Genomic DNA, 17,647 nt, shown 5'->3' with positions numbered 1-17,647 from the left:
TTTCCCTGGGGTACGGACTAGCGTGAGAGTGTGGCGCTTTCTCTCGCTGTCTCGCCGTGCCCCAACGACACGTTCGTCTTCCACGCTCTCGTGCACGGTCTCGTGCCCGGCGCCCCGCCGGTCGACCTGACCTTCGCCGACGTCGACGTCACCAACACGGCCGCTCTCGACGGCGCGTTCGACCTGGTCAAGGTCAGTTATGCGGCGCTGCCCTGGCTGCTCGGCGACTATGAGCTGCTGCACTGCGGCGGCGCCCTCGGCCGGGGCTGCGGGCCGCTCGTGCTGACCAACGGGCGCACCGACCTCGACGGGGCGACGGTGGCCGTGCCGGGTGACCGCACCACGGCGTACCTCTTGTTTCGCCTCTGGGCCGCCGACCAGCGTCCGGCCCGCATCGAGGTCGTCCCGTTCCACCAGATCATGCCGGGTGTGGCCGACGGCCGTTTCGACGCGGGCCTGGTCATCCACGAGGCCCGGTTCACCTACCAGCGCTACGGCCTGACCGCGCTGGTCGACCTCGGCGAGTGGTGGGAGGGCGACACCGGCCTGCCGATCCCGCTCGGCGCGATCCTCGCCAAGCGCGGCACGGTCGACCCGGCCGAGGCCACCGGGTGGATCCGCGAGTCCTTGCGGCACGGATGGCGCGACCCGTCGGCCAGCCAGGACTTCATCCTCGCCAACGCGCAGGAGATGGAGCCGGCCGTGGTGCGGCAGCACATCGAGCTCTACGTCAACGAATTCACCCTGGAGCTGGGCAAAGACGGGCTCGCCGCCGCCGACGCCCTGCTCGGGCGCGCGGCGGCGGCGGGTCTCACGCCTGCTGTGCCGTCGTTTCTGTAGAACCTGTTGCTAGTCCGAACTCAGATCTCGAACTCGCGGGCGACCGCGTGCACCAGCTGCGCGATCTTCAGCGAGGTCTTCTTGTCCGGGTATCGACCCCGCTGCAGGGACGGCTGCACCGAACTCTCCAGGACTTTGATCATGTCTTCGATCATGCTGGCCAGCTCGTCCGCCGGGCGGCGGCGCAACTCGGCCAGGGACGGTGGGGCATCCAGGAGTTTCACACCCATGGCCTGCGCGCCCTTCCGGCTGTCGACGACGCCGAACTCGATCCGCTGGCCGGTTTTCAACTCCGTGACCCCCGCCGGCAGCGCACCCTTGGGAAGGAACACGTCTCCGCCCTCGTCACTGGTGACGAAGCCGAATCCCTTCGTAGCGTCGTACCACTTCACTCGACCCGTGGGCACCGCTGACCTCAACTTCACTCAATGGACACAACCGCTCACGCCAAGGCTATCCAGCCGACGGCTCCGGCCCAACTGCAATCTCACTGAGTAACGTCGGGAACATGGTCAGATCGGACAAAACGTACGAAGCGCCGGCCGCCCACAACTCGGCCTCGGCACACGGGCCGGTGGTCACGCCGACACCGGGCACGCCCGCCGTCCGGGCCGCCACCATGTCCGCGATGTGATCCCCGACATACCACCCGACGCCGTGCTCGGCCAGCGCGGACGCCTTGCCCTCGGCGAACAGGTCACCGGCCAGCTCGTCGGCGTATAACCCCAGGTGATCCAGGTGCAGCGCGGCCAGACGGCCGAGTTTCGACGTCACCACCACGACCCGCAGACCGGCCGCCCGGACCGCGTCGAGAGCCTCGGCAGCGCCCGGTGTGGGCAGGCTCGGCGCGATCGCGAACTCCGGATAGAGCGCCCGATAGATGGTGACGGCCTCCTCGACCTCGTCCGCCGGGAACCAGTGCCGCAACTCGGTCCGCAACGGCGGGCCGAGCCGCGACACCGCGAGATCCGCGTCGACGAAGACGCCCGTCCGGGCGGTGAGCTCCTGATACGCCGCCCGGATCCCGGGGCGGGAGTCGATCAGGGTCATGTCCAGGTCGAAACCGACCGCTCCGAGGTCAGTCACCCTGACCGTGGGTGGCCCGGTAGGTCAGGGTCTCCACCGGAAGAGGGAACGTCTGGTCGTCACCGAAGGGGGACGGGGCGGCAGCGCGGTCGGAGATCAGCTCGGACACGTGCATACGGCCCTTCATGTCCACGCCGCGCGGCCCGGCCGAGTTCTCCCCCGTCGACACCTGCGTACCCGGCAGCTTGGCCTTCGCCACTTTCGGTCCTCCTCAGATAGAGGTCCGGCCACGCCCGGACCCACCACCATCGTCCCATGAACGTTAGCGTTGAAGACGATGGCCACCACATTCGCCGATCAACTCCGGTCGCTGCCCGACGAGGCTCTGGGCGCGCTCATACAACTGCGCCCGGATCTCGTCATCCCGGTGCCGGCTGACGTCTCGGCCCTCGCCGTACGCGCGCAGTCCCGCAACTCGGTCGCCCGCTGCCTGGACGGCCTCGACGAGTTCACCCTCGCCGTCCTCGACGCGGCCCGTCTCACCCGGGCCGCCGACACCGCGCTCACCTCGGTCCGCGCCGTTCTGGAGCTGACCACCGGCATCAGCGAGGAGGACGTGCGGCTCGCGATCGACCGGCTGCGTGTCCGTTTCCTGCTGCACGGGCCGGAGGACGGGCTCCAGGTGGTCGGCGCCGTCGACGAGGTCACCTCGCCGTACCCCGCGGGGCTCGGCCGGCCCGCCGACTTCCTCGACCCGCAGGCCGCCGCCCTCTGCGCCGACCCGGCCAAACTGCGCCGCACCGTGCTCGCCGCCCCGCCCGGCGCCCGCGCCGTCCTCGACCGGCTCGCCGCCGGCCCGCCGATCGGCGCCCTCACCCGCGACGCCGTCGCCGAGCCGGTCCGCTGGCTCGTCGACCAGCACGTGCTGGTGCCGGTGTCGGAGGCGGGCCGCGCGCCGCGCCCCGACGGCGAGCTCGTCGAGCTGCCCCGCGAGATCGGCATGCTGCTGCGCCGGGACACCGGGCCGCTCGGTGTGCTGCGCCCGTCCGCGCCGGTCCCCGACGGGCCGGTCCGCGACCAGCGGGCCGCCGACTCGGCCGGCGCCGGCCAGACCATGGAGGCGGTCCGCGCCGCCGAGGCCGTCCTGGAGTCCCTCGCCGCCGAGCCGGCCCCCGTGCTGCGCGCCGGCGGGCTCGGCGTCCGCGACCTCAAACGCCTGGCCAAGGCCGCCGGCGTGGACGAGGCCGGCGCCGCGCTGCTCGTCGAGATCAGCTACGCGGCGGGTCTGCTCGGCGAGGCCGAGAACGGCCAGAACCAGGACAACTTCCTACCCACCGGGGCGTACGACCTGTGGCGTGCCGCCGGCATCGCACACCGCTGGGCCGCCCTGGCCCGGGCCTGGCTCACCATGACCCGGCAGCCCGGGCTGATCGGCCGCCGCGACGAGCGGGACCGGCCGATCAACGCGCTCGCCCCGGATGCCGAGCGGGCCGGGGCGCCGCAGGCCCGGCGGGAGGCGCTCACCGCGCTCGCCGAGCTGGACCCGGGCGCCGCGCCCGCCGCCGACGACCTGCTGGCGCTGCTCGCGTGGCAGGCGCCGCGACGGGCCCGCGGGCGGGAGACGGCACACCGCGACGCATACGCCGGGGCGGCCCTCCTCGGGATCACCGGGCTGGGGGCGCTCACCTCGTACGCCCGATTGCTCCTGACCGACGCCGGACCGGACGACGGTGACCCGCTCGGGGTGCATCCGGAGGATGCCCACGCCGACGCCGTCCGCGCGCTCGACCAGTTGCTGCCCGCCCCGGTCGACCACATCCTGGTCCAGGCCGACCTCACGGTGATCGTGCCCGGCCCGCCCGAGCCGGAGCTCGCCACCGAGCTGGACGTCCTCGCCGAGCCCGAGTCGGCCGGTGGGGCCAGCGTCTTCCGGGTCACGCCGGCCAGCGTGCGGCGCGCTCTGGACGTCGGCTATCAGGCCGCCGACCTGCACGCGCTGTTCCGCCGCCGGTCGCGCACCCCGGTGCCGCAGACCCTGACCTACCTGATCGACGACACGGCACGGCGGCACGGCGGCCTGCGCAGCGGCTCGGCCGGCTCCTACCTGCGCAGCGACGACGAGGCCCTGCTCGCCGAGGTGGTCGCCGACCGGCGCCTCGGCACCCTCGACCTGCGGCGGATCGCGCCGACCGTGCTGGTCAGCCCGCGCCCGGTGGCCCGGCTGCTCGGGGCGCTGCGCGAGAACGGGTACGCCCCGGTCGCCGAGGACGCCGGCGGCACGACCGTGCTGACCCGGCCGAAAGCCCGGCGCGCGCCGTCGCGCAGCCCGCGGATCGCCGAGCCCGCCGCACCGGTCCTGGCCGGCCCGCGTCTGGCCGGCGTCGTCGAGCAGCTGCGTCGCGGCGACATCGCCACCAGGGCCGCCCGGCGCGCCCCGGTGACCGTCCGCGCCGCCCACGGCCAGGCGATCCCCGGCCTGACCGCGGTCCAGCAGCACACCCAGGCGATGGCGGTGCTCCAGCAGGCGGTCCGCGACAAGGCCCGGGTGTGGGTCGGTTACGTCGACTCGCACGGAGCGACCCTGTCCCGCCTGGTCCGCCCGGTCTCGCTGTCCGCGGGTTACCTGCGCGCGGAGGACGAACGCGGCGAGAGCCTGCACACCTTCGCCCTGCACCGGATAACCGCGGCGGTGACCGAGGAGTAGTCCTCCATCCAGGCGGCTTGCGACTAGCTGAACGAGGCCTATAGGCTTGGTTCAGCTAGTCGTTCGCTTTCTGTCGGGAGGGCCGCGCGATCACCTCTGCTTCTGATCCCTTGAACATCGTTGCCAGACATCTCGCCCTCGGCGATCCCGCGGCATTCGGCAGGCTGTTCGGCATCGACATACCGGCCGGGGCCGTGCCGATGCCCGTCTCTCTTCACCCGTTCGGGGACGGCCTCCGGGACACGGTGGTCCGGCTTCTCGCCCATCGGGGGATCGAGGGGCCGGAGGCGACATCGATCGCCGCGGCTCTCCTGGCCCACGACGCTGACTCCGCGGCCGTGCGGGCGGCCTTCGACGAGCTGGAGGAGCTCGGCGCGCTGGCCGCCGAGGGGTGAGGGTCATTGCCGGGTCGTGCGCCCCCGATGTACAGCGCACGACCCGGCCGTAACTACCGACGCGCCAGAGGGGCGAAAGGTTGTAGGCGAATTCCGTGGCACACTTGAGGGTCGTCTTTTTCGACCTTCGGAGGGTGTACGCGTGAGTGGCGGACCACTGATCGTGCAGTCGGACAAGACCCTGCTCCTGGAGGTGGATCACCCGGACGCCCAGGCCTGCCGGATGGCGATCGCGCCGTTCGCCGAGCTGGAGCGGTCACCGGAGCACGTGCACACCTATCGGCTGACCCCGCTCGGGTTGTGGAATTCGCGGGCCGCCGGCCACGACGCGGAGAGCGTGGTCGACGCGCTGATCAAGTATTCGCGCTATCCGGTGCCGCACGCCCTGCTGGTGGACGTCGCCGAGACGATGGACCGCTACGGGCGGCTGCAGCTGCTGAACGATCCGGTGCACGGGCTGGTCCTGCGCGGGCTGGACAAGATCGTGCTGATCGAGGTGGCGAAATCCAAGAAGCTGGCCGGCATGCTCGGCGCCCGCCTCGACGACGAGACGATCGCGGTGCACGGCTCGGAGCGCGGCCGGCTGAAGCAGGCGCTGCTCAAGCTCGGCTGGCCGGCCGAGGACCTGGCCGGTTACGTCGACGGCGAGGCGCACGAGATCGACCTCGCTGAGGACGGGTGGACGCTCCGGTCGTACCAGCAGGAGGCCGTCGACGGTTTCTGGGCGGGTGGCTCCGGGGTCGTCGTGCTGCCGTGCGGGGCGGGCAAGACGCTGGTCGGCGCGGCGGCGATGGCGACCGCGAAGGCGACGACGCTGATCCTGGTCACCAACACGGTCGCCGGCCGCCAGTGGAAACGGGAGCTGCTGGCCCGGACCTCGCTGACCGAGGACGAGATCGGGGAGTACAGCGGGGAGCGCAAGGAGATCCGCCCGGTCACCATCGCGACCTATCAGGTGCTGACGTCGCGGCGCGGTGGCGCGTTCACGCATCTCGACCTGTTCGGCGCCCGCGACTGGGGTCTGGTCATCTACGACGAGGTGCACCTGCTCCCGGCGCCGATCTTCCGGTTCACCGCCGACCTGCAGGCGCGCCGCCGGCTCGGCCTGACCGCGACGCTGGTCCGGGAGGACGGCCGCGAGGGTGACGTCTTCTCGCTGATCGGCCCGAAACGCTACGACGCCCCGTGGAAGGACATCGAGGCCCAGGGGTGGATCGCGCCGGCCGAGTGCGTCGAGGTCCGGGTCACCCTGACCGAGGCGGAGCGCATGTCGTATGCGGTGACCGAGGCCGAGGAGCGCTATCGGGTGGCGGCGACCGCGCGTACCAAATTGCCCGTGGTGAAGGCCCTGGTGGAGCGGCACCCCGGTGAGCAGGTGCTGGTGATCGGCGGTTTCCTGGACCAGTTGCACGAGCTGGGCGAGTTCCTGGAGGCGCCGATCGTGCAGGGCTCGACGACGAACAAGGAGCGGGAGCGGCTGTTCGACGCGTTCCGTGACGGTTCACTGCGGACCCTGGTGCTGTCGAAGGTCGGCAACTTCTCGATCGACCTGCCGGAGGCGGCGGTGGCGGTCCAGGTGTCCGGCACGTTCGGGTCGCGCCAGGAGGAGGCGCAGCGTCTGGGCCGGGTGCTGCGGCCGAAGGGTGACGGGCGGCAGGCGCACTTCTACACGGTGGTCTCCCGCGACACGATCGATACCGAGTATGCGGCGCATCGGCAGAGGTTCCTGGCCGAGCAGGGGTACGCCTACAAGATCATCGACGCCGACGACGTGCTCGGCCCACCCCTGCCCAAGATCGACTGAATGACATACTCCCCCGCATGAATATCGCGGGGGATCACCACTTCACCTTCCGGACGTTTCGCCGGATCGCCATCGAGAGCGTGCCCGGGCGGCGCCTGCTCCAGGGAGTGGGCGCCGCGACCCTGGTCCTGGCTCTGGTCATCGGCGTCGACAGTGACGACCTGATCCCCCTGCTCAGCGGCCTCATCTGCCTGGTCTTCCCCGAGCTGGTCGTGCTCCTCGCCTGGCATCAGCAACGGAAGCAGGCTGCTCGGACGACGTACTACGTGCTCGACGACGAGGGGCTCCGGGTCCGCACGGCCATCAGCGACGTCCACCTGACGTGGGCGGGCATGACCTGGGTGAGGTCGCGGCCGCACGCGTGGATGCTGCGACACGGCGCGACCCAGGTGCCGGTCCCCCGGGCGGCGTTCCGTCCGGAGGACCGGGCCACGATCGACGCCTTCTTCGCCGGCCATCCGACAATGGCCGTGAAGTAGCAGGCGAGCGTCGTCAGCGGTACCAGGTGCGGGTCGAGATCGACTGAACGTTGCCGGCCCGGTCGTACGCCCGCAGCTGGAACTTGATCTTCTTGCCGTACTTCTTGGTGTTGATCGAGAAGGCGTAGCCGGCCTTGTAGTCCTTGGCCACCACCTTGCCGTTGATCAGCAGCTCGACGCGGGCGACCCCGTACTTGTCGCTCGCCGAGGCGGTGACCTTCACGGTGCCCTTGACCTTGGCCTTGTTCTTCGGAGCCTTGGTCACCTTCAGGGTCGGGCGGAGGGTGTCGACGGTGACGGTCCGGCGCACGACGGTGCTGTTGCCCATCCGGTCCATCACCTCCCAGACCAGTTCCCGCCGGCCGTCGGCCCGCACATTGACCTTGGCTTCGAGGTCGCCCTGCACGATCCGTACCGGACTGCCGCCCTGCAGGTGGGCGTAGAGGATGCCGTGGGGGTCGGCGGCGGAGACCCGGCTGACGATCTGGCGACTGCGCAGGTACGCCCCGCTCGACGGCGACAGCCAGGTGACGGCCGGCCCGGAGGCGTCGACGGTCACCGAGGACTCCCAGGTGCCGAGGTTGCCGACCGTGTCCCACGCCTTGAACAGGACCGGGACGTACCGGCTGCGGGTGCCGAAGTCGTAGGTGATCGCCTCCTGCGTCGACCGCAGCACGCCGTCGATCCACCACTCGACGCGGGCGACGCCGGTGTCGTCGAGCACCCGCATGGCGAGGTCGCTGCGACCCGGGCCGACCACGTCCGACGATTCGAAGTAGATGTCCGGCGCGCGGTTCTCGACCTCGTAGCCGCGGACGTAGTCGGTGTGGTTGCCGGCGCGGTCGGTGACCCGGATGGTGACCGACGCCGAGCCCGGGCGGATCTGCCGGTTGTCCCAGGTGACGGTCCAGGGTGCGGCGGTCGCCTCGCTGGCCGGCCACTCGTTCGGATAGGGGCTCTGCACCACCGCCACCTTGGCGACGTCACTGGAGAGACCGGTGGGGGTGAAGGTGACGACACCGGGCACGACGCTGCCGGCCGGAGGCCCGAAGTCGGACAGCGACGGGGCTTCGGCGTCGACCTCCACCGAGGTCGCCAGTTCGTCGGTCACACCCAGGAAGTCGGTGCCGCGGATGGTCACCGGGATCGTCCGGCCGTGGTACTCGGCGGGCACCTGGAAGGTGATGCCGCGATCCAGCGGGCCCTCAGCATTGGTACGTGCGGCGCGCACCGTGCCGTCGATCAGCACCTCGAGCCGGGTGAGCCGGTACAGGTCGGTGGTGAGTCGCGGGAAGACGGTCGTCTGGCTGCCGATGAGCTGACCGTCGGAGAGACCGGTCGAGACGATCAGCGGATCGGCGGCCATCACCGGCGCGCCGGACGCGAGGATCAGGGAACCGGATATCGCCGCTACCGCGGCAAGACGTCGAATGCGCACTGTGGATGCTCCCCCGTATCGGTTGCCTCAGCACGTTACGCATGAAGATCAAAGTCGTCGATCAACCGAATGGACGGTCCCGTACCGTCCCCCACTGCAGCGACAGGCGGGTGGCGGCCCGTTCGGCGCGGATCTCTATCAGATCGCCGACGATCACCGCGCGGTCGACGACCACGACCTGCTCGTCCATGCCGTAGGTGGTGCGCTCGCTGACGAAGACCGCCTCCCCGGCCGGCCGGCGCAGATGCCCGGCGACCGGCTCGGTGAGCAGCCCCGGAACGATCCGCTCCGACGCCCGCACGATGGTCACCCCGGCCTCGGCCAGCGCCGCGTAGAGCGACACCCGCCGGAAGTCCTCGTCAGCGATCGCGGCCGCCCAGGGTGCCGGCACCGACGACGTCTGGTGGATCACCGGCCGGTCGCCGAGCAGGCGCACCCGCTCCAGCCGAAGACCCCCGTCCAGAGCGACCGCCACGACCTCGGTGGCGACCCGATGGCCCTGCTCGCGCAGGTCCTCGACGAAGCTGCGCAACGTGTCGACCCGATAGGCGGCCTGCACCGGCGCGACGAAGGTCCCCCGCCCGGCCTGCTGGACGATCAGTCCCTCGTCGCGCAGCTCCTGCAGGGCCTGGCGCAGAGTCATCAGCGTGACCCCGTAGCCGGCGCTCAACTCCCGCTGGGCCGGGAGCGCGTCACCAGGCCGGTACTCCCCCGCCCGGATGCGATCGGCGAGGTCGGTGGCGATGCGCCGGTAGGCGGGAATCTTCACGGAACACAGTCTGACCCATCCTCGTCGAGCGCCTTGCGGAACCCGGCCAGCACCGCGCCGAGCTCCGCCGGTGAGCAGCCGTCGAGGATGCGCCGCATCAACGCGGCCCCGATCACCACACCGTCGGCCGACCGTGCCGCGGTCACCGCGTCGGCATGGGTGGCGATGCCGAACGCGAGCAGGACCGGCAGTGCGGTGAGTTCGCGCACCTCGGTGGCGAGGCGACCGCCCGACGCGGCGAAGGAGGAGCCGGTGGTGCCCATCGTCGAGACCGCGTAGACGAAACCCCGGGAAGCCGCGGCGATCTCGGCGAGCCGGGCCGCGGGTGTGGTCGGCGCGACCAGCAGGGTCAGGTCGACCTCCGCGGAGGCGGCGGCCGCGGCGAGCGGGGCGGACTCGTCGACCGGCAGGTCCGGCACGATCAGCCCGTGGATCCCGGCGGCCGCCAGGTCACGGCAGAACGCCGCGGCGTCGCGGTGCACGAGGTTGTAGTAGGTCATCGCGATCAGCGGGACACCGGCGTCGATCGCGGCCACCTCGTCGAGGATGCTCCGGACGGTCACGCCACGGCGCAGGGCGGTGTCGGAGGCCTCCTGAATGGTCGGTCCGTCCAGGATCGGGTCGGAGAAGGGCAGCCCGATCTCGATGGCGTCGGCGCCGTTGCGGACGTATTCGTGCAGGTATTCGGTCCAGTCCGGCCGGATGCCCCCGGTGATGTAGGGCGCCAGCAGGGGTCGTCCGGTGCGTGGCAGCGTGGTCATGACGCCGCCATCAGGGTCGCCATGTCCTTGTCGCCGCGCCCGGAGAGCGTGACCAGCACCGTCGACCAGGGTGGGAGCTCCCCGGACTCGGCGGCCCGGATCACCCAGGCGATGGCGTGCGCGGATTCGAGGGCGGGGAGGATTCCCTCGGTACGGGCCAGCCGCCGTACCGCCGGGACGATCTCCTCGTCGCTCACCGTGACGTACCGGGCGCGCCCGCTGTCCCTGAGGTGTGCGTGCTCCGGCCCGATGCCGGGGTAATCCAGCCCGGCGGCGATCGAGTGCGCCTCGCTGACCTGCCCGTTCTCGTCCTGCAGCAGGTAGGACCGGAACCCGTGGAGCACGCCGACCTGCCCGAACGCGACCGCCGCCCCACCCTCGGCCTCGACGCCGACGAGCTGTGCCCCGGTGTCGGCGAACCCGGCGAACGTGCCGGCCGCGTTGGAACCGCCGCCGATGCAGGCCACCACGTAGTCGGGGATCCCGGTGCTGAGCTCGGCCGCGCACTGCCGCCGCGCCTCGTCCCCGATCACCCGCTGGAATTCCCGGACCATCCACGGGTACGGGTGTGGCCCCATCACCGAGCCGAGGCAGTAGTGCGCCTCGTCCACACAGGTCACCCACTGCCGGAGCGCCTCGCTGGTGGAGTCCTTGAGCGTACGGGTGCCACTGGTGACCGGGACGACCTCGGCGCCGAGCATCTTCATCCGGAACACGTTGAGCGCCTGCCGCTCGATGTCGACCTCGCCCATGTAGACGGTCACGTCGAGGCCGAGGAGCGCGCCGGCGGTGGCGGTGGCGACGCCGTGCTGTCCGGCGCCGGTCTCGGCGAGGAGCCGGGTCTTGCCCATCCGCTTGGCGAGCAGCGCCTGCCCCAGCACATTGTTGATCTTGTGTGAGCCGGTGTGCGCCAGGTCCTCGCGCTTGAGCAGCACGTTCACCCCCAGGTCGGCGGAGAGCCGCCAGGCCGGCGTGAGGGCGGTGGGCCGCCCGGCGTGCACGGCGAGCAGCCGGTCGAGATCGCGACGGAACCGCGGGTCGGACCAGGCGTCACGGAACGCCTCCTCCAGCGCGGCGCAGGCGGGGATCAGCGACTCGGGCACATAGCGGCCGCCGTACTCCCCGAACCGCCCGAGGGCGCCGGGATCGCTCATGACTCCGGCGGCCGGTCGCGGCAACGCGATCTCGGTCATGACACCTCCACTGTTCTAGAACTGTGTTCTAGAACAGTTATACACACAGATTGTGGGAGCCGGCAATCAGGTGGGCACCGGCGGTCCCGGCTCCAGCAGTCCGGCGAACAGGTCGCCGTGCTCCTCGGCACGGGCCAGCGTCTCGGCCGCGCCGCACTGCCACGACTCCGACTCCCCGGTCGCCATCGAGACGACCTCGTCCCAGGTCAATGGGGTGGAGGCGGTCGGTTTCTCGCCGGCGCGCAGCGAATACGGCGTGACAGTGGTCTTGGCCGCGGCGTTCTGGCTCCAGTCGATGAAGATCTTCCCGGGGCGCAGCTGCCTGGCCATCTTGGCCGTGATCGAGCCGGGCACCATCCGGGCCATCTCCTCGGCGACCCGCTTCGCATACCCCGAGACGACCTCCGAGGACTGGGTGCCGGAGATCGGGCAGCACAGCTGCATGCCCTTCTTCCCCGAGGTCTTCGGCCAGCCGGCGATGCCGTCGGCGGCCAGCCGGTCACGCATCAGCACCGCCACGGCGCAGCACTCCCGCAGAGCCGCCGGCGCGCCCGGGTCGAGGTCGACGACCAGCAGGTCGGGGTCGGCGCCGATCCGCCACTGCGGGGTGTGCAGCTCGATCGCCGCGAGATTGGCCAGCCAGACCAGGGTGGCCAGCTCGTCGACGACCACGAAGTCGACGGTCTCCCGGCTCTTCGTGGAACCGGGCACCGGCAGTGTCTCCAGGCGGACCCAGGACGGCGTACCCCCGGGCTTGTTCTTCTCGAAGAAATGCGCCTGGTCGACGCCGTTGGGATAGCGGATCCGGGTGACCGCCCGGCCCCGCAGGTGCGGCAGCATGAACGGGGCGATCCGGGTGTAGTAGTCGATCACCTCGGCCTTGGTGAAGCCGGTCACCGGGTACATGACCTTGTCCAGGTTGGAGAGTTCGAGGTCACGGCCCTCGATGGTCACCGGGATCCGGTCACGGGGCATCTTCGGCACACTCCGCGGGCTTCTTGTCGTCACGCAGCCGCAGGAACCGGGGGAAGCGCAGACGGCGGTCGGGCGTCTGGTTGCCGTAGCGGATCTCGGCCACCAACTCCGGGCGTACCCAATGTGCTCCTTTGGAATCCTCGCGCGGCACCGCACCGGGAGCGAACGGCGAATCGGTCGTCGCGAGCGGCGCCAGCCGGGAAAGGAGATCACGCTCGGCCGCCGCGCCGATGCCACCGCCGACCCGGCCCCGGAAGGCCAGGCCCTCCGGGGTCGGCACGCCGATCAGGAGGCCGCCGAGTTTGCGCGCGCCGGGCCGCCAGCCGCCGATGACGTAGTCGCCGGTCTGGTCGAACTTGACCTTGACCCAGTCCGGCGAGCGGAGTCCGGGCAGGTAGACCGAGTCGGAACGCTTGGCCATGACGCCTTCGAGCCGGTTCTCCCGGGCCGCGGCCTCGGTGGCCGGGCCGTCACCGAAGGACGGCGGCACCATCCAGTGCGGGCCGGCCAGGTCGAGCTCCTCCAGGCGCTCGCGCCGGGCCAGGTAGGGCAGGCCGGTGTAGTCCATGCCGTCCAGGTAGAGCAGGTCGAAGATCAGATAGGTGACCGGCAGAGTGGCCGCCAGCCGTGCCGCCTTGCTCTTGTCGCGGACGTGCATCCGCTCGGCCAGCGCGGTGAACGAGGGCCGGCCGGCCGCGTCGAAGACCACCATCTCGCCGTCCAGCAGGGTGCCCTCCGGCAGATGCAGGTCGGCGATCTCCGGATAGGCGGCGGTGACCAGCGCCCCGGACCGGGCGTAGAGCGCGGGCGGGCCGCCGCTGAAGAGCGCCAGGACGCGGACGCCGTCCCACTTGAACTCGAAGCTCCAGTCCGGGCCCACCGGCAACCCGCCCGCGGTCGCGAGCATCGGGGTGAGCGGTGATCCGGACACCCGATCACCATAGGCAGAAGCAATCACCTTACGCAGGCGTCCCAGTGATGCCATTCTGAGGACATGCGAGCGATCTGGAAGGGCGCTGTCTCATTCGGTCTGGTGTCGATCGCCGTCAAGCTCTATTCGGCGACCGAGGAGAAGGACATCCGCTTCCACCAGGTGCATCGCACCGACGGGGGCCGGATCAAATACCAGCGCACCTGCTCGGTGGACGGCGAGGTGGTCAGTTATGACGACATCGCCAAGGGCTACGACATCGGCGGCGGCGAAATGGTGATCTTGACCGATGAGGATTTCGCCGACCTGCCCCTGAGCACGTCACGCGCCATCGACGTGCTCGAATTCGTCCCGTCCGAGCAGATCGACCCGATCCTCTTCGCGAAGGCCTACTATCTGGAACCCGAGGGCCAGGCCGCGAAACCCTACGTGCTCCTGCGCGACGCGCTGCGGGACGCCGAGCGGGTGGCCATCGTCAAGATCGCGATCCGGCAGCGCGAACAGCTCGCCACCCTCCGGGTCCGCGACGACGTGCTGGTCCTCAACACGATGATGTGGCCCGACGAGGTCCGTACCCCCGATTTCGGTTTCCTCGACGACGACATCGAGACCCGCCCGGCCGAGCTCGCGATGGCCAGCTCGCTGATCGACTCGATGGCCGGCAGCTTCAAGCCCGACGAGTTCACCGACAACTACCGGGCCGCGTTGCAGGAGGTCATCGACGCCAAGGTCGAGGGACGCGAGGTGGTCCAGCCGGAGGAGGCCGAGGAGGCGCCGGCGGCGGCCATCGATCTGATGGCGGCGCTCAAGGCCTCCGTCGAACGCGCGAAGCAGGCCCGCGGCGAAAAACCATCAGAGGGTACGGACGACGCGCCCCCACCCGCGAAAAAGGCGTCCCGGGCGCCCCGTGCCACGGCAGCGAGGAAAACCACCACGCCGCGGAAGGCCACCAAGAAGTCAGCGTGACTAATCTTCTCCCATGGGACTTGCATGGGCTGATTCTTACCTCGGCAAGGTGCGGGCCAGCATCGGCGACACCGACACGATCTTCTTCGTCGGCGCGCGCACCGTGGTCTTCGACGAGCAGGGCCGGCTGCTGCTGATCCAGCGGTCCGACAACCATCGCTGGGCGATCCCGGCCGGCGCCATGGAGCTCGGCGAGAGCATGGCGGACTGCGCCGTCCGCGAGCTGTGGGAGGAGACCGGGCTGCGGGCCACGTCCCTGACGCCGTATGCGTTCTACACGGCGTACACCTACACCAACGAGTATCAGCACACGTACCAGCAGGTGCTGATGACGTTCGTGGTGCACTCGTGGGAGGGCGAGCTGCTGCGGCAGACCGAGGAGAGTGTCGACGCCGGCTTCTTCCCGCTGGACGCGCTGCCCGGCCCCAAGTCGTTCGTGATCGACGAGGCGCTCGCCGACCTGGCCACCTTCCGCGAGACCGGCGTCCTGGTGATGAAGTAAGGGTGGCCTAAATCGCGGTGCGCCGCTCCGGCTCCTGGGGCAGGATGACCCTTCGTGACCTCGAAGCGCCGCCTGAGCCTGGACCTGTCCCCGTTACGCACCTCCCGGGACTTCCGGCTCGTCTTCATCGCCGGCCTCGTCACCGCGTTCGGCTCGTTCATCAGCTACGTCACCATCCCGTACCAGGTGGCGAAGCTGACCGACGACCCCCTGATGGTCGGCCTGATCGGCGTCTGCGAGCTGCTGCCGCTCTTCATCATGTCGTTCGTCGGCGGGGCGCTGGCCGACTACATCGACCGGCGGCTGCTGGTCTGGGGCAGTGAGGCCGCGCTCGCGGCGATCTGCGGCATCCTGCTGATCAACTCGCTCTCCGACGAGCCGCACCTGTGGCTGCTCTACGTCGCCGCGTTCCTCACCGCCGCGGTCGCCGGTCTGCAGCGCCCGGCCCTGCAGGCGATGGTTCCCCGGCTGGTGAAGCCGGAGGAGCTGCCCGCCACCATGTCGCTGCAGTCCCTCAGCATGCAGTTCGCCCAGCTCGCCGGCATGCCGCTGGCCGGCATCCTGCTCGCCGCCTTCGACCTGGCCTGGGTGTACGCGTTCGATCTGCTGACCTTCGCCGTCTCGCTGGTCTGCCTGTTCCTGGTGAAGGCGGTTCCGCCGCCGGTGGCCGCCGACCGCCCGTCGGTGAAGAGCGTGGTCGACGGCCTGAAGTACGCGAAGTCCCGCCCCGAGCTGCTCGGCACCTACCTGGTCGACATCAACGCGATGTTCTTCGGCATGCCGGCCGCGCTCTACCCGTTCCTGGCCGAGGACCTCGGTGGCCCCCGGGTGCTGGGCCTGCTCTACGCGTCGCCCGCGGTCGGGTCACTGCTGGCCACGATCGGCTCCGGCTGGACGGCCCGGGTGCACCGGCACGGCCTGATGGTGCTGATCGCGGCCGCGCTGTGGGGTGTCGGCATCGTCGGCGTGGGCCTGTCGACCACCCTGTGGCTGACCCTGTTCTGCCTGGCCTTCGCGGGAGCGGCGGACATGGTCTCCGGCCTGTTCCGCATGATCATCTGGAACCAGACGATTCCCGACCATCTGCGCGGCCGCCTGGCCGGGATCGAGATGCTGTCGTACACCACCGGCCCGCTGCTCGGCCAGCTCCGGGCGGGCGCGATGGCCCGTACCGGACTCGGCGTGGCCGGCGCCATCTGGGTCGGCGGGGCGCTCTGTGTGGCGGGCAGCCTGGCCCTGGCCGCGGCCCTGCCGAAGTTCCTCCGCTACAACGGCGAACACGGCATGGCCCTGAAGAAGGCGGCAGACGACGAATGGAACGCCACCGCCGCCTCCCGCACCGGCCGTCCGCTCACCTGACCTTGACCGCGTCGTACGCCGTCTGCGCCTGACGGAACGAGTTCCCCTCGTAGACGGCCTTCCACAGCCCGGACCGGGTGGCCTTGATCTTCTTGCTGTACCTGCCACCCGTACCGGTCGTCGTCTGCCCCTGGTACACGTACGCCTTGGCGCCGTCGGCCTTGAAGTAGAACTTCACCACGGCGCCCTTGAGACCGTACTTGGCGCCGTAGCCGACCGGGTCGGCCTTGACCACGCCGGTCTGGGTGAGCGCGCTGTTCTTCTTCACCGGCTCCGGCGTCGCGTTGTAGCTCAGCGACGTCGGCCGCTTGACGTAGAACGTGTCGACCCGCTCCGCCACGTGGCTGTTGAAGTCGTCGTCGGTCCACTCCAGCTCGGTACGGATCGTGTACCGCCCGACCGGGTCGAACCCGCCGCAGATGAAGATCCAGTCGGTGAGGTAGACGTAGTCGCCACTGCGCGAGGACTGCGACGGGAACAGGAAGTCGACCATGTCACCGTCGGACCCGAGCACGTCTCCGGTCACGTAGGCATCGTTCGCCGGGTCGTAGACCTTGTAGGTCACCTTCACCCGGTTGGCGCAGCCCGCGTCGCCGTCGAGGACCACCGTGCCGGTCGACAGTGTGACGCCGGCGAGCGTCGGATCGGCCTGCGCGGGCGCCGCGGTCAGCGCCACAGCGGTCAGCCCGGTGAAGACGGCCAGAGCCGCCGCGAGGCCGCGGCGGACAAAAGACTTGCGCATGGATTCCCTTCCCCCAACGAACGGACGGTTCCGTCTCGTCGTTACGTATGGGCAATCCTGCATGTTGCCGGTCGTCGCTTTCCAGATGCCGAGCGCACTTCTGGCCGCGCGTCCGGGCGACCCTGTCCCAATGGTCAGACCGAAAGAGCCGAAACGGCTTTGCCGCTTTCTCGCCGGAGGCCGGGACCGGCCTCCGGCGGAAGCGGTCAGGCCGCGGCCAGGCGGTCGACCAGGGTCTCGCAGAAGGCCGGAAGGTCGTCCGGGTTGCGGCTGGTGATCAGGGTGTCGTCGACGAAGACCTGCTCGTCCACCCAGGTGGCGCCGGCGTTGACCAGGTCGGTGCGCAGGCTGGGCCAGCTGGTCAGGGTGCGGCCGTCGACGACGCCGGCCTCGACCAGGGTCCACGGGCCGTGGCAGATGGCCGCGACCGGCTTGCCCGCGGCCACGAAGTCGCGCACGAATCGGACCGCGTCCGCGTCCGCCCGCAGGAAGTCCGGGTTGGCCACGCCGCCGGGCAGCACCAGCGCGTCGTACTGCTCGGGGTCGGCGTCGCGCACCGTCTTCTCCACCCGGTACGTGCCGGCCTTGTCCATGTGGTTCACGGCCTGGATCTCACCGTCCTTCAGTGAGATCAGCTCGGCCCGCCCGCCGGCCGTCTCGACCGCCTTGCGGGGCTCGGTGTACTCGATCTCCTCCACGCCGTCGGTCGCGAGGAAAGCGACCCGCTTCCCCTTGATCGATGCGGTGGTCATGACTGTCGCCC

Annotated in this window: 19 protein-coding genes; 8 read left to right on the top strand and 11 right to left on the bottom strand. The window is 70.4% G+C overall.

The window, feature by feature from the left end:
• Positions 1–30: 30 nt before the first annotated feature.
• Positions 31–840 (top strand): 1,4-dihydroxy-6-naphtoate synthase, encoded by an 810-nt coding sequence (locus BM290_RS34635; RefSeq protein ID WP_093620146.1) that lies wholly within the window; start codon positions 31–33, stop codon positions 838–840.
• A 20-nt stretch (positions 841–860) separates the two neighbouring features.
• On the opposite strand, the gene BM290_RS34630 is transcribed toward BM290_RS34635, so the two are convergent.
• The 3 genes from BM290_RS34630 to BM290_RS34620 are packed head-to-tail and all read right to left on the bottom strand — an operon-like array spanning position 861 to position 2,125.
• Positions 861–1,247 carry a cold-shock protein gene (locus BM290_RS34630; RefSeq protein ID WP_093620145.1) on the bottom strand — a complete coding sequence of 129 codons (387 nt, stop codon included), beginning with the start codon at positions 1,245–1,247 and terminating at the stop codon, positions 861–863.
• A 46-nt stretch (positions 1,248–1,293) separates the two neighbouring features.
• A complete protein-coding gene (locus BM290_RS34625) occupies positions 1,294–1,926 on the bottom strand; it encodes an HAD family hydrolase (RefSeq protein WP_093620144.1) in 633 nt (210 codons plus the stop codon).
• Positions 1,919–2,125, bottom strand: a complete 207-nt coding sequence (locus BM290_RS34620; RefSeq protein ID WP_093620143.1) for a hypothetical protein — start codon at positions 2,123–2,125, stop codon at positions 1,919–1,921. The genes BM290_RS34625 and BM290_RS34620 overlap by 8 nt, the downstream gene beginning before the upstream one ends.
• Before the next feature lie 78 nt (positions 2,126–2,203).
• Here BM290_RS34620 and BM290_RS34615 point away from each other — a divergent pair, with 78 nt between their 5' ends.
• The 4 genes from BM290_RS34615 to BM290_RS34600 all read left to right on the top strand — a co-directional run bounded on the left by BM290_RS34615 (position 2,204) and on the right by BM290_RS34600 (position 7,248).
• The gene (locus BM290_RS34615) at positions 2,204–4,570 is read left to right on the top strand and encodes a helicase-associated domain-containing protein (protein WP_093620142.1); all 2,367 of its coding nucleotides are present in this window, start codon (positions 2,204–2,206) and stop codon (positions 4,568–4,570) included.
• 200 nt (positions 4,571–4,770) lie between these two features.
• Positions 4,771–4,965 carry a hypothetical protein gene (locus BM290_RS34610; RefSeq protein ID WP_143134031.1) on the top strand — a complete coding sequence of 65 codons (195 nt, stop codon included), beginning with the start codon at positions 4,771–4,773 and terminating at the stop codon, positions 4,963–4,965.
• A gap of 142 nt (positions 4,966–5,107) precedes the next feature.
• Complete coding sequence (locus BM290_RS34605) at positions 5,108–6,769, top strand: DNA repair helicase XPB (RefSeq protein WP_093620140.1); 1,662 nt, start codon at positions 5,108–5,110, stop codon at positions 6,767–6,769.
• A gap of 17 nt (positions 6,770–6,786) precedes the next feature.
• The gene (locus tag BM290_RS34600) at positions 6,787–7,248 is read left to right on the top strand and encodes a YcxB family protein (RefSeq protein ID WP_093620139.1); all 462 of its coding nucleotides are present in this window, start codon (positions 6,787–6,789) and stop codon (positions 7,246–7,248) included.
• Positions 7,249–7,261: 13 nt separating this feature from the next.
• On the opposite strand, the gene BM290_RS34595 is transcribed toward BM290_RS34600, so the two are convergent.
• From BM290_RS34595 to ligD (BM290_RS34570), 6 genes are all read right to left on the bottom strand, one after another.
• A complete protein-coding gene (locus tag BM290_RS34595) occupies positions 7,262–8,686 on the bottom strand; it encodes an Ig-like domain-containing protein (protein WP_143134030.1) in 1,425 nt (474 codons plus the stop codon).
• A 61-nt stretch (positions 8,687–8,747) separates the two neighbouring features.
• The gene (locus BM290_RS34590) at positions 8,748–9,455 is read right to left on the bottom strand and encodes a GntR family transcriptional regulator (protein WP_239143910.1); all 708 of its coding nucleotides are present in this window, start codon (positions 9,453–9,455) and stop codon (positions 8,748–8,750) included.
• Complete coding sequence (gene trpA, locus BM290_RS34585; protein WP_093620137.1) at positions 9,452–10,216, bottom strand: tryptophan synthase subunit alpha; 765 nt, start codon at positions 10,214–10,216, stop codon at positions 9,452–9,454. The genes BM290_RS34590 and trpA overlap by 4 nt, the downstream gene beginning before the upstream one ends.
• Entirely contained in the window at positions 10,213–11,409 is a 1,197-nt protein-coding gene (trpB, locus tag BM290_RS34580; RefSeq protein WP_093620136.1) for a tryptophan synthase subunit beta, read from the bottom strand. Before trpB ends, trpA begins: the two co-directional genes overlap by 4 nt.
• Before the next feature lie 66 nt (positions 11,410–11,475).
• The gene (ligD, locus tag BM290_RS34575) at positions 11,476–12,384 is read right to left on the bottom strand and encodes a non-homologous end-joining DNA ligase (RefSeq protein WP_093620244.1); all 909 of its coding nucleotides are present in this window, start codon (positions 12,382–12,384) and stop codon (positions 11,476–11,478) included.
• On the bottom strand, positions 12,374–13,315 hold the full coding sequence (gene ligD, locus BM290_RS34570; protein ID WP_373871127.1) for a non-homologous end-joining DNA ligase: 942 nt from the start codon (positions 13,313–13,315) through the stop codon (positions 12,374–12,376). Before ligD (BM290_RS34570) ends, ligD (BM290_RS34575) begins: the two co-directional genes overlap by 11 nt.
• A 63-nt stretch (positions 13,316–13,378) precedes the next feature.
• Here ligD (BM290_RS34570) and ku point away from each other — a divergent pair, with 63 nt between their 5' ends.
• From ku to BM290_RS34555, 3 genes are read left to right on the top strand one after another with little or no spacing between them, the layout of a single operon-like run.
• Positions 13,379–14,281 (top strand): non-homologous end joining protein Ku, encoded by a 903-nt coding sequence (gene ku, locus BM290_RS34565; RefSeq protein WP_093620134.1) that lies wholly within the window; start codon positions 13,379–13,381, stop codon positions 14,279–14,281.
• Between the two features lie 13 nt (positions 14,282–14,294).
• Positions 14,295–14,783, top strand: a complete 489-nt coding sequence (locus BM290_RS34560; protein WP_093620133.1) for an NUDIX domain-containing protein — start codon at positions 14,295–14,297, stop codon at positions 14,781–14,783.
• Positions 14,784–14,837: 54 nt separating this feature from the next.
• Positions 14,838–16,142 carry an MFS transporter gene (locus BM290_RS34555; protein WP_239143911.1) on the top strand — a complete coding sequence of 435 codons (1,305 nt, stop codon included), beginning with the start codon at positions 14,838–14,840 and terminating at the stop codon, positions 16,140–16,142.
• Here BM290_RS34555 and BM290_RS34550 read toward each other — a convergent pair.
• Complete coding sequence (locus BM290_RS34550; protein ID WP_093620132.1) at positions 16,135–16,884, bottom strand: hypothetical protein; 750 nt, start codon at positions 16,882–16,884, stop codon at positions 16,135–16,137. The genes BM290_RS34555 and BM290_RS34550 overlap by 8 nt on opposite strands.
• 206 nt (positions 16,885–17,090) lie before the next feature.
• Positions 17,091–17,636 (bottom strand): type 1 glutamine amidotransferase domain-containing protein, encoded by a 546-nt coding sequence (locus BM290_RS34545; RefSeq protein WP_093620131.1) that lies wholly within the window; start codon positions 17,634–17,636, stop codon positions 17,091–17,093.
• Positions 17,637–17,647 lie beyond the last annotated feature (11 nt).

The organism is Actinoplanes philippinensis, from assembly GCF_900113015.1.
Taxonomy (GTDB): domain Bacteria; phylum Actinomycetota; class Actinomycetes; order Mycobacteriales; family Micromonosporaceae; genus Actinoplanes; species Actinoplanes philippinensis.
Note: the sequence above shows the minus strand (reverse complement) of the source record. Positions and strands in the feature narration are given on the sequence as shown.

Excerpts from the sequence above, each read along its gene's own strand:
- ligD (WP_093620244.1), bottom strand. The coding sequence starts at position 12,384 with ATGCCCCGTGACCGGATCCCGGTGACCATCGAGGGCCGTGACCTCGAA.
- BM290_RS34610 (WP_143134031.1), top strand. The coding sequence starts at position 4,771 with ATGCCCGTCTCTCTTCACCCGTTCGGGGACGGCCTCCGGGACACGGTG.
- BM290_RS34600 (WP_093620139.1), top strand. The coding sequence starts at position 6,787 with ATGAATATCGCGGGGGATCACCACTTCACCTTCCGGACGTTTCGCCGG.
- trpA (WP_093620137.1), bottom strand. The coding sequence starts at position 10,216 with ATGACCACGCTGCCACGCACCGGACGACCCCTGCTGGCGCCCTACATC.
- BM290_RS34560 (WP_093620133.1), top strand. The coding sequence starts at position 14,295 with ATGGGACTTGCATGGGCTGATTCTTACCTCGGCAAGGTGCGGGCCAGC.
- BM290_RS34550 (WP_093620132.1), bottom strand. The coding sequence starts at position 16,884 with ATGCGCAAGTCTTTTGTCCGCCGCGGCCTCGCGGCGGCTCTGGCCGTC.
- BM290_RS34545 (WP_093620131.1), bottom strand. The coding sequence starts at position 17,636 with ATGACCACCGCATCGATCAAGGGGAAGCGGGTCGCTTTCCTCGCGACC.
- BM290_RS34615 (WP_093620142.1), top strand. The coding sequence starts at position 2,204 with ATGGCCACCACATTCGCCGATCAACTCCGGTCGCTGCCCGACGAGGCT.
- ku (WP_093620134.1), top strand. The coding sequence starts at position 13,379 with ATGCGAGCGATCTGGAAGGGCGCTGTCTCATTCGGTCTGGTGTCGATC.
- trpB (WP_093620136.1), bottom strand. The coding sequence starts at position 11,409 with ATGACCGAGATCGCGTTGCCGCGACCGGCCGCCGGAGTCATGAGCGAT.